8 protein-coding genes are annotated in these 15146 nt (G+C 53.8%); 5 read left to right on the top strand and 3 right to left on the bottom strand.

All coding sequences use genetic code 11. From position 1 onward, the window contains the following. Positions 1-60 precede the first annotated feature (60 nt). Positions 61-5064 carry a type ISP restriction/modification enzyme gene (locus tag B0G80_RS13935; protein WP_116118374.1) on the top strand — a complete coding sequence of 1668 codons (5004 nt, stop codon included), beginning with the start codon at positions 61-63 and terminating at the stop codon, positions 5062-5064. A gap of 76 nt (positions 5065-5140) precedes the next feature. On the opposite strand, the gene drt2 is transcribed toward B0G80_RS13935, so the two are convergent. Both drt2 and B0G80_RS13920 read right to left on the bottom strand, forming a co-directional pair. Further along, the gene (drt2, locus tag B0G80_RS13930) at positions 5141-6412 is read right to left on the bottom strand and encodes an antiviral reverse transcriptase Drt2 (RefSeq protein WP_116118373.1); all 1272 of its coding nucleotides are present in this window, start codon (positions 6410-6412) and stop codon (positions 5141-5143) included. 1193 nt (positions 6413-7605) lie between these two features. Continuing rightward, on the bottom strand, positions 7606-10503 hold the full coding sequence (locus B0G80_RS13920; protein WP_181919955.1) for a BT4734/BF3469 family protein: 2898 nt from the start codon (positions 10501-10503) through the stop codon (positions 7606-7608). 402 nt (positions 10504-10905) lie between these two features. Here B0G80_RS13920 and B0G80_RS13915 point away from each other — a divergent pair, with 402 nt between their 5' ends. Further along, positions 10906-11610 (top strand): recombinase family protein, encoded by a 705-nt coding sequence (locus B0G80_RS13915; RefSeq protein WP_116118370.1) that lies wholly within the window; start codon positions 10906-10908, stop codon positions 11608-11610. Positions 11611-11653: 43 nt separating this feature from the next. Here B0G80_RS13915 and B0G80_RS13910 read toward each other — a convergent pair whose 3' ends face one another. Then, positions 11654-11956, bottom strand: coding sequence for a helix-turn-helix domain-containing protein (locus B0G80_RS13910; protein WP_116118369.1), 303 nt, complete (start codon positions 11954-11956; stop codon positions 11654-11656). 190 nt (positions 11957-12146) lie between these two features. On the opposite strand from B0G80_RS13910, the gene B0G80_RS13905 reads away from it, so the two are divergent. From B0G80_RS13905 to B0G80_RS13895, 3 genes are all read left to right on the top strand, one after another. Continuing rightward, on the top strand, positions 12147-13103 hold the full coding sequence (locus tag B0G80_RS13905; protein WP_116118368.1) for a lysozyme inhibitor LprI family protein: 957 nt from the start codon (positions 12147-12149) through the stop codon (positions 13101-13103). A gap of 183 nt (positions 13104-13286) precedes the next feature. After that, entirely contained in the window at positions 13287-14102 is an 816-nt protein-coding gene (locus B0G80_RS13900; protein WP_116118367.1) for an alpha/beta fold hydrolase, read from the top strand. 23 nt (positions 14103-14125) lie between these two features. Continuing rightward, the gene (locus B0G80_RS13895) at positions 14126-15109 is read left to right on the top strand and encodes an ADP-ribosylglycohydrolase family protein (RefSeq protein ID WP_116118366.1); all 984 of its coding nucleotides are present in this window, start codon (positions 14126-14128) and stop codon (positions 15107-15109) included. The last annotated feature ends 37 nt before the right edge of the window (positions 15110-15146 follow it).

Genomic DNA, 15146 nt, shown 5'->3' with positions numbered 1-15146 from the left:
CACGAAGGCATAATGTCAGTCGTTTCCGCCCGCTGGACCCTTTCAGGCTACAAGTAATATATGACCGATCTCCAAAAGCTTCTCGAAACCTTCCGCCATGCTGCCGTTACAGAGCGGGAGAAGGGAACCTACTTCGAAGAGTTGATTGTCTGCTACCTGCGGAACGAAGCCACCTACCGCGACCTGTACAGCGATGTATGGACCTATGCGGAATGGGCGGAACTGCAAGGGGTGGATAAGCGAGACGCGGGTATCGATCTGGTGGCGAGGACTGCCGGCACAGGTGAATACCATGCCATCCAGTGCAAGATGTATGCGTCGGATTATCGCGTCCAGAAAGGCGACATCGATAGCTTCTTCACTGCGTCGGGCAAGAAACCGTTTGCACAACGGCTCATCGTTGCGACAACCAACGCTCCGTGGAGCGAACACGCCGAACACGCACTGTTTGACCAACAGCCGCCCGTATCGAAGATCGACTTGTTCGCCTTGGAAAGCAGCCAGATCGAGTGGAGCAAGTATCAGCCGAAGACCGCTCCGGTCATTAAGCCGAAGAAATCGCTACGTGACCACCAAACCAACGCCCTGAATGGCGTGATGACGGGGTTGGCCGATGCCGACCGGGGCAAGCTGATAATGGCATGCGGCACGGGAAAGACTTTCACCAGTCTAAAAATCGCCGAAAAGCTGGCTGGTGCTGGCAAGCGCGTGCTTTTTCTCGTTCCTAGCTTGTCTCTACTTTCGCAGACATTGACTGAATGGACGCAGGAATCGGAGACACCGCTTCACAGCTTTGCCGTATGTTCCGACAGCGATGTGGGTAAGAAGCGGAAAAAAGAAGAGGATTCTGTTCAGACGTTCGTGCACGAACTGCGCTATCCGGCGACAACTGATGCCGCCAGACTTGCTTCAGAGATGTTGAAGCGGCACGACGGCGAACATATGAGCGTCGTGTTCAGTACCTATCACTCGATTGATGTCATCAGCAGGGCGCAGAAGGAACAAGGGCTGGCCGACTTCGATCTGATCGTGTGCGACGAAGCCCACCGCACAACTGGCGCGACCTTCGGTGATGATGACGAGAGCGCCTTCGTCAAAGTTCATGACCGCGATTTCATCCGGGCCAGCAAACGGCTGTACATGACGGCGACCCCGCGCATCTACAGCGATACTGCTGAGGCTCAAGCCGAAAAGGATAAAACCCGCCTATACGGCATGAATAAGGAAGAATGGTATGGCAAGGAGTTGTTTGTCATAACCTTCTCCGAAGCTGTTAAGCGTGGACTGCTGGTCGATTACAAGGTGATCGTGCTGGCGGTAGAGGAAGCGCACGTAAGCCGTCGTCTGCAAGACTTGTTGAAGGATGAGAACAACCAGTTGAAGGTTGACGATGCTGCGAGAATTGTCGGCTGTTGGAAGGCAATGTCGAAACAAGGCTTGGCGGAAGAGTTGATCGGAGACGGCGATCCGATGAAACGCGCCGTGGCGTTCTGCCAAGTCATTGAAATTTCGAAGGGGGCCAAGTCTCACAAAGTCAGTTCGAAGCAGATTTCGGGCATGTTCCAAGAGGTCGTCGAGGCGTACCAGAATGCCGAAGCGACCGAAGAGTTTGAACAAGCGGTTCGCCTGACTTGCGAGGCCGAACACGTTGACGGCGGCATGAATGCCAGTCAGAAGGAAGCAAAGCTGGCGTGGTTGAAGGCCGAAGCGCCCGACAATACGTGCCGCATCCTAAGCAACGTGCGATGCTTGTCCGAAGGCGTAGACGTTCCTTCGCTCGATGCTGTGCTGTTCCTCACGCCGCGCAACTCACAGGTTGACGTGGTGCAGTCAGTCGGACGCGTGATGCGCAATGCGCCCGGCAAGAAACGCGGCTACGTAATTTTGCCAGTGGTCATCCCTGCTGGCGCGGAGCCGCACGAAGCGTTAAACGACAACCAGACGTACAAGGTCGTGTGGCAGGTGCTACAGGCTTTGCGTTCGCATGACGACAAGTTCGATGCGATGGTGAATAAACTCGATCTCGTCGGTCGCGATACCAGCAAGATGGAAGTTATCGCCATTACCGACAAGGTCGAGAAGAAGCAACAAAAACCGAACGATGCGAAGAAAAAGAATGCCGGAAAAGGCAGCTTCGACATCGGCGATTTTGCCAAGAAGAAGACTGAGCCAAGCCAGCAAGGGGAACTTGAATTCGAGATCGGCGAGATCGAGAAGGCCATCTATGCCAAGCTGGTGCAGAAAGTCGGCAACCGCCACCATTGGGAAGATTGGGCGAACGACATCGCGAAGATTGCACGGACGCACATCGACCGCATCACCGGCCTCATCGAAAACCCAAACAATGTTAAAGAGCGCGAAGCCTTCCACGCCTTCGCCCGCGAACTGCGCGACGACCTGAACGGCAGCATCACGGACGGCGAGATCATCGAGATGCTGGCGCAGCATCTCATCACCAAGCCGGTATTCGACGCCCTGTTCGCCGACTACAGCTTCGCGAAGCACAACCCGATGTCGCTGGCGATGCAGAGCGTGCTGGACGTGCTGCAAGAACACCGGTTAGACAAGGAAGCCGACACGCTGGAACGCTTCTATGAGAGCGTGAAACTGCGGGCGGAAGGTATCGACAACGCGGCGGGCAAGCAGAAGATCGTCGTCGAACTCTACGATAAGTTCTTCCGCAACGCCTTCCCGAAGATGACCGAGCGTCTGGGGATCGTCTATACGCCGGTCGAAGTGGTGGACTTCATCATCCATAGCGTCAGCCATGTGTTGCAGACTGAATTCGGCCAGACCTTGGGTAGCAAGGGCGTTCACATCATCGACCCATTCGTAGGTACAGGCACGTTTGTGACCCGCCTTTTGCAGAGCGGGCTTATCAAGTCCGAAGAACTGCCGCACAAGTACAAGCACGAAATCCATGCGAATGAGATCGTGCTGCTGGCTTATTACATTTCTTGCATCAATATCGAGTCGGTCTATCACGGGATCGTCGGCGGCAAGTATCAGCCGTTCGAAGGCATCTGTCTTGCTGATACCTTTCAGCTTTACGAGAACGAAGACTTGGTTGATGCGGTTCAGGCAAGCAACAGCGCCCGCCGCAAGCGTCAAAAGAAGCTGGACATCCGGGTCATCATTGGCAACCCGCCCTATTCAGCCGGTCAGGACAGCGCGAACGACAATAACCAGAATGTGGCGTACCCACATCTCGACAGCCGTATTCGAAGCACGTATGCCGAGCGTTCCAGCGCCACGAACAAGAACGCTCTGTACGACAGCTACATTCGTGCGATCCGGTGGGCCAGCGACCGGATCGGCAAGAGCGGCGTGATCGGTTTCGTGACCAATGCAGGGTTTCTTGAAGCGAATACTGCCGATGGCCTGCGTAAGTGTCTGGATGACGAGTTCAGCAGCATCCACGTGTTCCATCTGCGGGGAAATCAGAGAACTTCCGGTGAAGTGTCTCGCAGGGAAGGCGGCAAGATTTTTGGTGGCGGCAGCCGCGCACCGATTGCCATCTCGATCTTGGTCAAGAACCCTGACGCCGCCCGGCACGGCCAGATTTACTTCCATGACATCGGCGACTACCTGACGCGCGAAGAGAAACTAGCCAAGATCAGCATCTTCGGCAGCATCGACGGGATCACGCAAGTGGGTGGTTGGCGGTCGATCACGCCTGACCAGCATGGCGATTGGTTGAAGCAGCGGGACAATCGCTTTGGGGAGTACATCGCGCTTGGTGACAAGGATGGCAAGGATGATCGAAAGCTGTTTGAAAATTACTCCCGTGGCGTCGCAACTAGTCGCGATACATGGTGCTATAACGCTTCACGGTCGAGCGTGATCACGAATATTTCGGGGATCATCGACTTTTATAACAGCGAACTGGATCGTTTCAACGCGGAGTTCGTCCCGACAGACAGGAAAGCTAGGGAGCGCACTGTCAGCAGCTTTGTTGCTGTTGACCGCACTCGAATCAGTTGGTCGGATGGCCTTAAACAGGAATTCACTCGAAATAATCGCTTCGCGTTTGACGCAGAATGTCTCACGCCAAGCATGTACCGTCCGTTCAGCAAGCAATGGCTGTACTACTCTCGAAGTTTCAACGAGCGTGTGTACCAGATGCCGCGTATTTTCCCCAATACGATGGCTACGAATAAGGTGATCGCAATCTCAGGACCCGGTGGGCGAACCAACTTCACTGCGCTGATGGTCGATTGCATTCCAAGTCTGCATATGGCAGACATTGATGGCTCTCAGTGCTTCCCCTTGTTTCTATACGATGACCCTGCCGAACAGACCCCGGATGGAGTTTCGCGAAACGCTGATCTATTCGAAGAGAAGGCCGCACACCCAGCGCAGAGCAAGCAACGCCATGCATTGACTGATGAAGGTCTGATGCACTTTCAAGCGGCGTATCCGGGCGAACACATCGGCAAGGAAGACGTTTTCTACTACCTTTACGGACTGCTGCATTCGACAGACTACCGTGAGCGATACGGCGACACGCTTCGCAAGGAGTTGCCGCGTGTCCCATGCGTGAAGACCGCTCCGCACTTCTGGGCGTTTTCGAAGGCTGGCCGGATGCTGGCGGACCTACACGTCAACTACGAGACGGTCGAGAAGTACCCGTTACAGATCGAAGGCGGCGGGCTATTGCTGAGCGACGCAGACTACCGTGTCGAAAAGATGAAGTACGGCAAGAAGGGCAAGGACAAGGACCTTACGACGTTGATCTACAACGACAAGATCACGGCAAGGGGCATCCCGCTGGAAGCCTACGAATATGTGGTCAATGGCAAACCTGCGCTGGATTGGGTGGTCGAACGCCAGTGTGTCAAGACGGACAAGGACAGTGGCATTGTCAATGATGCGAACCAGTGGGCGGTCGAAACAATGAACAATCCCCGCTATCCGTTGGAATTGTTCCAGCGTGTCGTGACAGTCAGTCTCGAAACGATGAAGATCGTTCAGGCACTTCCGCGTCTCGATGTTCAGTCGCCGGGGCCGACTGTTGGACAGTTGATAGAAGCGAAGGATGCGCCGGATGCATTGACAGCATAATCGGTCTGCGGGGCCGCGACTTGCGGCTTCGGTTCGCCTACCCCTGCACATTGCTAGACTCATGCACCAATAGACGCTACGTCATCTGCTTCCGAAGTCGCTTCCACAACGGCTTGACTTGGCGCTTAATCTCTTTCGCTTCGAGGATTCCCGCCGCACGTAACGCATACGAGACGAAATTTCGTCTACCGAGATAGGAATACCGCTTATACAGTTTCCGCTTATGAAGGGAAGTCGGCGCTTCTCCGCGTCCCACTCGCAGATCGTTTCGACTTCGCATAGTAGCCTTGGCGAGGCGCACTCCTCGCTTCATTCTGTCTGAATATCGTGCTAGAGACGCAGAACGTAGGACAACGCGTTTGCCGTCGAACAAGAATCCTAGATATTGAAGAGGTTTATCCGTAGTCAATCCATCTGATGTAGCTGTGAACGTGCGTTCTTCTGTCTTGTCTGGGTGTAGCGGCAATTTATAAAGGTCGGAAAACTCCCGCGCAAGGTTTAGCAAATCCTTGCCCTTCCCATGTGGCGCGATAATGAGCATGTCATCGCAGTAACGGAAGTATTTGCCGCCCCAAGCTGTAACAGCGTCCCACATCATCTCATCGAAGTTGACCATATAGATATTCGAGAGCAGCGCACTTATGGGTGAACCTTGGGGGATTCCTCTGGAATGCGGGTTTGTCTCGATCAGTTTGCAGGCACGCACGACCTTGCGGAAGGCTTCCGGTTCGCATATTCGGGGGCCAGAAGCACGCGGATTATTCGGCGAAATGTGTAATGCAGCGTAAAGGTTACGCTTATCCACCCACGAAAATCTCGTAAGTGATTTGAAGACGTTATAGTGATCGCTCGGCAGAGATTCTACGCCCAGTATGGCACGCCACGCCGCCCGTAGAATCTGATGATCCAGATTTCCAAAGAAGTCTTTAATGTCCGTGGTGATTACGTCAGCATTCCCGAGTTTCTTGATGGCGGTAAATGCTTCCTTGGCAAAATGTATATTGCTTTTTCCAAGTTTCCGAAAAGCCAGCACGGCGGATTCATAGTTTGCCGATTTAAGATGCGCCTCGTACTTTTCACTTAAAATCGCTGCGTAGTACGCGTAGATATGACTATCGACATGTGACGCGTAGCTTACGGGGCGTTCCTTGGAGGTCAGCGACAGCTTTTTGAGAACTGGGTCCCACTTCACTTTTTTGCTATTTATGGTGAAGTTAATAAGCGGGTAAAAGGCATGACGTGCGACAACATCAGGATTGCCTGTAATTGCAGTCGCAGCATTCTCGCTAATCGGCATATCAAAGTGAAGATACGTCCGGCGGCGATACCACTCTAACGGCGTAGTCATCGTGAATACCTAGCAAACCGGGAATGCGGCGGTTGGCGGCATTCCAAAAAACAGCGCATTCCCGGATATACACCAATGTTCTTTACATTATCTCACCCGATTATAATTCGGGCTTTGGCCGCTTAATGTTAGAAATGCAATATCATGTCAGTATAAACTTGGAGGTCCGTATGACGGAAATCGCGGTCTACGTGTTGTCTGCACTGCGTCTGTGCTCTACGAGCAATTCGGCGTGGCTTGACAACCTGTCACTTTCCTCTCCGGCGATCCGGAGAGCGGTTGAAATATAAGGCAAACGGAACATCTTCCGCAAGCGATAACTTTGGGGTAAATCTGACCGGATCGCGGCGTCGCATGTCAGGACCGATTCAAGCGCCGCATCAGATACGTCAGTGCCAACGCCACTACCATCATCACGGCATCGATGGCAGCCAGCACCGGCAACGGGTTCGCCCATTCGTCCATGTTGGTTGTCGGGACGAGGGCTAATAAAGATATGCGCCGTGCATTGATGACTGTTGTGGACGTGGAGTGACGGGAGTGGCCGCCGACTGCCACTAGCGTTGCGATGGTAGGCGGCTGCGATACTGTCGCTGCGTAACTCGCTACCGCTGGCGGCGCTTCGGCCTATCAATGGTAATGAACGACGCCGCTGCAATGGTGGGACATCGCGGGACGACTGTTGCAATGGTACCGGGCGGATCGCCATCGAATAATTGATGGTAGCGACGCACTGCATCATGGTAGGCGCACTGTCCTTACAGTGTGCAACGTTGGCTATCACTGTGGGTGACTGTCCGATAACGCCACAGCCAATCATTGGTTCCACACTCTCAGCCACTGTATGGACCATTGATCCCTGTCGTTCAATGGTAGTGACGGGTCTTCATTGGATTACCAGTGGTAGTTGCCCGTGACGGCTACCAGCGACAGGGACCAATCACAGTCACCAATCACAGTCACCAATCACAGTCACCAATCACAGTCACCAATCACAGTCACCAATCACAGTCACCAATCGGCAGTTACCAATCGCAGTTGCCAGTGCGGCTGTTTTCTGTTGCCATCGAACAATGACGATAGATTGGTTGCTGCACAGGGAAGGCATTATTCCTCCGATCCGTGCTGCTGATTGTCACTGCTACCGATGATTATAGCCGTCAGTTGTTCAGTCGGTTTTATTAATTCAGCATTCAGTGCGTGGATTGCTCATCCGAATCAATAGAATGCCATTCAATCAATCGTTCGCCTTTCATTTCGAGGGCTTTCATCAATTTCTGTTCGTCCGAAACAAGGTAATTTCTCGCGCGGGTTGTACCGTTGATGTAACGTACAGTGGCGCGTCGTCGAATCAATCCCGCCGCAGCAAGTTCATTCCGAATCTTTTCCCTGTTTTTCTTCGCTTGACTCTCGGTGAGTTTGAAATGCGAAATGAGTTCGCCTTCAATGTCTTGGATATACCCGCGATCCACCATGCGATCAATGGTTTCAGGTGGAATCAGTGCAGAAACCTTTGGTTCTGTCTTTGTTCTCGACCCAAAGTAATCTCCGAAGGTGAAGAATTCGGCTATCTCAGTATCGGTCGTAAGGTTTTCGTTGGAAAACACGTAGATGTCCTTTTTTGTACCGTGAACAAGTCGTCCGCGCCCCACTGCTTGTAATGTCTCGGCAAGGCTGAAATGGTCATGTATTGCCTGATAGAAGTCGTTCTCGGCGACATATGTGTTAAGTGTGACCGTTCGCCCGTCTTTCATCCTCACTGGTAGATCGCCATACTGCGGCACTGATGTGGCATCTTTACCAAAGATCGCACGAACGTAATTTCTGCTTGCGCTTGGCGGCAGACGAAACCTACCTACAATCAAAAGACAGTCCACGTCTTCAAATTCATTTACGCCACGCAGATTCTTGAAGTATCCCACGTGACTTACATTGAGCGCATTCCCAAGCGTTTTGTAGAACACCGGGTCCGATGCTGTCTTCTGGTAGGTTATCAATCCAACGTTCTTGTACCTACTTACAATTGATTTCAGTCCATTGATGACTGTTTTGACGTTGGCCGGATCGTTGAGGAATTTTCGACTGAATGTCCCATCGGATAGCTGGAAGAGGCGAATCTCATCCTTCTGCTTTACCGGAATTCGATGGAACTGAACATCGGGCAACAGTTTCCTCACTACCGTTTCACTTGCGGTTGCGTCGAGGTATAGCGTCGGAACGTCCTTGTACCGCTTCGCAGCCAATCGTACTGGAAGAAAATGAAGGCTGTCTTTCTCCACCCATATACCGCTGAGATAGTTAGCCTCTTCGTAACGACAATATGTCGCCAATCGATCTACGATAGGTGAGTGCGATTCAAGTGACCTGTTTCTCTCAACGGCTTTCACATAGTCAGCCGCGCTGGTGAATGGCGGCAGTGGGATGCGGACATTCTTGCCACTGTCGCTCAGCACGTGTTCCCGGTGCATCCAGACGGCGTCTTTCAGTGAAGCGCCTTTCTTCACGCTTTCGATTACAAGCCCCAAGGAAGGGAATATAGTGGATGGGATTTCACTAATGACTTCACCTATTCGAACGAAGTCTTCATCGATGACAATTAGATCAGGCGTCCATGCGTTGCGCCCACGGCGCGGCTCATACGTGCCCTCAACACGGCGTCTTCCACTGAACCACGCTGACTGTTCATTTCTCCACTCGTCGTGGGTCATTATGCGAATATTCGAGAGAGGGTCGTCGAACTGCTGCGTGTAGGAACAGTCGCCGTGCATGCCGCAATGATTGGAACAGAACTCCCACGGCATGCTTACGCTTTTGTCCTTGAATATCTTCAATTGTTCTTGGTTCTGGCATGCACGGTCGCGACCCTCAATCGGGATCACGTGTTTAATGCGGACCTTATCTTTCAAATTAATTGCATTTTCTACGCGTTGCTGACGAAGTCGCTTGAATCTCTCGACAACCTCTTTTCCGAGTTTATGCGTGGGGACCAGAATTAGCAGCTTGATGTCATCGGGAACGTATTCGATGATGGTTTTCAGGACTGTTTCAGTCTTCCCGGCACCCGTCGAGACGTTCACGAACTGCGATTGCTTGGTATCGACGAAATGCCGAACGATAGAACGCAGCTTCTCCGTTGCTTCTCCGGGAGTCGCGAGGGGTTCGAGAACAAGGTCGCAAGGTTCAGGCTTTACTGACCATCGCTGTTTCCCTGTGGGCGGCTTGTAGCCGTGCTGACGTGCCACGGCCCATAGGTGGGCGATGGTACCGAACCGGGCACCCTTTAGTTGGTCGCGTAGCTGCCGGTCCAGCTTCCGGGGATCGTCAGTCTGCCAGTGCGCTTTCAATACCGGAATGCCAGCTTCCCGGATCATTGCAAGCACGCACAGGTTAACCGGCAGCCGCTCGTCATAGCTCAAATTCCGTGGAATGGCGGCCAACGCAAGCTCGATCTCGGCTAACCCCTCGTCTTCCGTCCGAGTGTAGACCACTGGCCGATACTCACAAGGGGCGTTCAGGTTAACGAGATCGCAGTGGGGCCTGCAGATCGCGTCGGGGTCATGCGACAAATAGCATGACTGCCGGACGCTTTTGGTTGCCGTATCGACGCTGAACTGGATCGAACAACTGTGGACGATTTCTTCGAGGCAAAGCCTGTAGGCTTGCTTGAATCGTTCAATCATTGCGTCCGTATCTTCGTCTTCCAGTTTGGCGAAGTCAGTGCGAATGCCGAACTTCAAGCCACGATCAGGCGAGAAGAAGGCGTACAAACACGCCGGATGCAGGCTCACGTCCCGCTTCAGGATGTCGAAGTCGAGGTCGATGTTGTCGCTTACGTCAACATCGAACTGGATGATGCCGGTGGCGGCGCATACCCTTCCGTTCTCGTCGAAGGTTGTCGATGGGTAAAAGACAGGCAAGTGTTTTTGCTTGATGCCGTGCTTCTCAGGTTTGGTTTGCGCCCGCCTGATCCTTTCTATGGTGTCCTTGTGGGCGGTGCTGCGAATGATAGAAATGATTTCGTCGAGGCTGACGAGCTTGGTTGCTGGCCGAAAAATCGACTCGGCGGCGTGCAGATAAATACTGGTGGTCACTGAACTTTGTGATGGTAGATAGCCCCTTTTCGGATGCCAGTCCGAGAGGGGCTTTTTGTTTGTAATTCGACGCAATGTCCTGCCGGTGGCGCTCGAACTCTGTGCTGTGGCGTGCGCCGCGAACCTGTGCCTCTTGTAAGGAGAAAAAAACCCTTCACTGTTCTATTTATTATATAGGAACGACGTACCCCTTTTGTGAGGTCCATTCGGCAATAAAGACCAAGTCACTCGCGAAGCGCCGCAACCGTAGGGCGCGGTTCATGTTGTCCAACTAGTGCCAGATGAGTGTACTTCAAGCGAACTGATACCAGACCCCCTGAAACTGGTTCGATATATCGCTTTACAAGACCCTAATCGAACTGGTATATTGCGAACTACTCCAATCAGACCGACAGGTGATCGATGTACCTTCGCGCATACCTTCGAGCATCAACCAAAGATCAAGATGCCAATCGGGCAAAGACCGACTTGGTTGAGTTCGCTAAGGAGCGGGGACTTCGAATCGCGTCGTTCTACATCGAACATGAATCGGGCGCATCGCTTCAACGACCCGAACTGTTTCGTTTGCTGTCCGACTGCCATGAAGGCGATGTGCTACTGGTCGAACAGGTTGATCGCTTGTCGAGATTGAATGCCGAAGACTGGAACCGACTGAAGCACGAACTGCAATCGCGTCGCGTCCGGGTGGTCGCACTGGACCTTCCCACTTCATGGATCATGACCAACCAGTCAGACGACATCACAGGGCGCATGATGGATGCGCTCAATAGCATGATGCTCGATATGCTGGCGGCTATCGCACGTAAGGACTATGACGACCGTCGTCGCCGACAAGCCCAAGGGATCGCGAAGCTGAAAGAGGCCGGTGGCTACAGAGGCCGAAAGCCCGATGACCAACGGAACGCGGCGATAACGAACTTGCTTCGTCGCGGGGATTCGTGGAATTCGATCATCGCAGCAACCGGGTGTTCGCGTTCGACGCTTTCACGGCTGAGTCAGCAGATCAAACAGGAAGAGGCGGGAAGCTCCTTCAGCGCAATCGGCCCGGATGGTGTGCCATGCGCGTTGATCGACTTTTCTGAACGCCGCAAGCCATCAGCGACATGATGTGATCTTGCCGTGCATCGTCGCCGGAGAACCCCGGCGCAAGCTACTTGACCAGTTCGTCAATGAACGCGACAACCTTGGCGCGATGCCTCTTCGGCAGCCGATGAAACTTCAACAGCAGTTCAGCTTCATCGTCGTTGTCTGAGTAGAAATAGGCGGCGGGCGCTTTCAGCACGGCAGCAATCCGCTCCACTAACTGAGTGTCGGGTGCACGTTTCCCAAGCTCATAGCGATTCATCCGCGTACTGGCTGACATGGGATCGAGTCCGGCTTCGATTCCAAGCTTCTCCTGCGACAGCCCCGAGCGTTGTCGCGCTTCCTTCAGTCGTTGTGCGAATACCGACATATATGTCTTCTGCGAGATGAAGACAAGATCGTCGGATTTCGTACTACCTTCGATACTACCGATTTGGTAGTATTTGCCTTTGTTATCAATCCCTTGCTACGCAGCAATATAGGGACCGAACATGTTTGCAAATGCCGACTGAGGCCAACTGTCGGCGGCACCAGACCAACAAGATTACGGGGAACCACCTATGAAAAAATGTCCTTTCTGTTTCGAGTCTATTCAAGACGAAGCCATTAAATGCCGCCACTGTGGCGCGAACATCGCCGCCGCTGTTGCCGCCGCACATGCTGCGCAAGCTGAAGCCAAGCGCAATCGCAAGGACGCCAAGATCATCGGTGTTCTTGGTTTCCTTCTGTTCGGCGCTGTTGGGGTTCGGGCGTTCATGACGGTTGGGCCGACATGGGCCGCCATGAGCGCGGTGTTCGCGGTCGTTTATCTGCTGCTTGGGCCGCGTGCGTGGAAGATGGGTGACGCGGTTCGGAAGGACGACAAGCCCGATCTGATTATTGCGGCGAATCATGGCGATCTCATCGACCAAAAAATGTATTGGGACCTTGGTCCGCAGTTGATCGTCTCGGGCTTCTTGTTCGTTGCGATGGCGCTCGGCTTGGGATTCTTGATGCCGGTGAACGATGTGATCTTCGGTGTTCAGCAAAAGCAGGTTGCAGGTGCAACTACCGTCCCTGATACTTCAGTGACAAACGTACAGCCCGCTGCCACCAAGTCAGCAGATAACGACAGCGATGCGCAGAACACGCCGCAGCCTTCCGTCGCCGGTGCGCCGACCTTGCCGCCGACGCAAGAAGCGTCGATGCCGACCAACATGCCAGCGCTGGCGCAGACATCGGAATCAACGGTTGCGAGTGAAACTCAGGCGGATCAAGCTGCGCCGATTGAGGCGAGTTTTCCGTGTTCGAAAGCATCCACGGACACTGAGCGCCTTATCTGTTCCAGTCCCGAGACAGCTAACGCAGATAAGGCACTTGCGGCAGCTTATGCACATGCACGCAGGCACACCGACAACCCTGCCGGTCTGAAGCAGTTGCAGCGGGCATGGATTGCCAAGTATCGTGACCCTTGCAAAGATACCGCTTGTCTTCTGAGCGTGATGGCGGCGTGGACAAAGGAGCTTTCAGCGATCTGAGGGTTGCCAGCTAAGATTGCATGCTCGAAGCCGCCGCATAGGCGGCTTTTTGTTCACTTAGAGATTTCTAACGAGATTGGTGCGGATACGTTAAAGCAGCTTTTCGCCAAAGAGTTTCTCGTTCGTTGACTACTGGCGGGTGACGGGCGGCTTCGTGGACGTTGAACTTACGGACCAAGCATCATGAAGCGTATTGCCGTTGGATTGGGGATTCTGTTTGCAATCTCATCTTGGGCCGGAGAACCGGAAGGGTTGGCGTCTAGTGCGGCTGCGCCATCTGGTGAATTAGTGACCGTCCCGAGTCGTGATGGCGTTACTGAAAGCCTATATGTCGAAACACTGGGCGCAACTCCGGCGTGGGTCGTCGTTCTGTTCGCCGGTGATGACGGGGCTTTGCACCTGACCGCCGATGGCCCGACCACGCTTCTCGGGAACTTCCTGATCCGAACGGCTCCTTATTGGGTCCGGCAAGGCGACGCTGCTGTGCTGATCGACACGCCGTCTGATTACCCGAATGGGATCGACGACGGGTTCCGTCTAGGAAAGGACGCGCTTCGGGATGTGCAAGCGGCGGTCAAGGCACTGCGGCAGCGCTTTCCTTCATCGAGAATCGCGTTAGTCGGTACCAGCAGGGGAACGACCTTGGTCGGAAACCTGCTTGAACGTAATCCCGATCTTGCAGACGCGTTTGTGCTGACATCGCCTGTGTCTATCGCACGGAACGGCAGAGCCGGTGTTTCTGGCCTTGACGCAGATGGCACCAAGGTGCGCGTGCTGGTCGTGTCCAATCGACACGACGCTTGTCCTGCGGCGATGTTTTACGGTGCCGAGCGGCTTGCTGACAGGAATCACTTCGACCTTATCGCTGTCGAATCTACTGACGGCGGCGGTGACAGGGTGACTGACTGCGGTGGACACTCACCCCACGGCTTCCTTGGAATAGAGAACGAAGTTCTTGGCGACATTAATGGCTGGTTGACGGCCAGCGTGTCTCGGTAGGACATGCATAATCGGAGACAGATTTGACCAGTAAGAATGGTTTCGCTTCATTAACACAATATCGTCAGTTCGATGCCGTACTCGGTGGACTCGTAGGTTTGCTGGTTGGCGATGCAATCGGCGTCGCGTTCGAGTTCAAGACGCCGAACCTGATTCCGCCACGCGATCAGATTGAGATGACAATGGCAGCCACTTTTCGGCGGTCACACGCTGGCGTGCCTGCCGGTACGTGGAGCGACGACGGTGCACAGGCACTCTGCCTGCTTGCCAGCCTGCTTGACTGCGGGAAACTGTCGCTGATTGACTTCGCGGGTAGGTTGCTGCGCTGGCGCGATGACGGCTATCTCGCTGTCGATGGTGACGTGTTCGACATTGGTATCCAGACCGCCGACGCCTTGAACAGACTGCGTGACGGTGCGTCTCCAAGAGAATCTGGCGGCGCGGCGGTGATGGAAAATGGTAACGGCAGTGTCATGCGTGTGCTGCCGTTGGCGCTTTGGCATACCGGTCCCGATGAAGAACTAGCGCGAAATGCGCACCTGCAATCGATACCGACACACGCACACCCGCGTTCACTGGTCGCATGTGCGTTCTATGTTCTGGTCGCAAGGGGTTATTTGCGGAAGACGGCGGACCCTTGGTCATGGGCGGTTCAACGTCTGGAAGAGATTTACAACGATTGGCAGGATCAGCATGAGCAAAGGGCGTTTCTCCGCGAACTGGACGTGCTGAGAAGCTTTCCGAAGACCGACACACCGCGTGGAACCGGATACGTCATCGACACTATATGGTCAGCACGCAAGGCACTGGAAGGGGACACTTTTGAGGATGTGATCCGAACGGCGATCCAGTTTGGGAATGATACCGATACGAGCGCTGCCGTAGCTGGTGGTCTCGCAGGTATCCTTTTTGGACTCGGTGGGATTCCGACTCGCTGGCTTCAACAGCTTCGGGGCTTCAATCTGGTAGAGCCGTTGATTGGCCGTTGGTTACAAGAATCCGAATGACTCGGCGATAATCAGGTTCAAAGTTTTAGCAGACCCC

Origin of the sequence: Paraburkholderia sp. BL6669N2 (assembly GCF_003387275.1) — a bacterium.
In the GTDB taxonomy this organism is placed as follows: domain Bacteria; phylum Pseudomonadota; class Gammaproteobacteria; order Burkholderiales; family Burkholderiaceae; genus Paraburkholderia.
The sequence above is the reverse complement of the archived record's forward strand: the minus strand, read 5'-3'. Positions and strand labels throughout refer to the sequence as shown.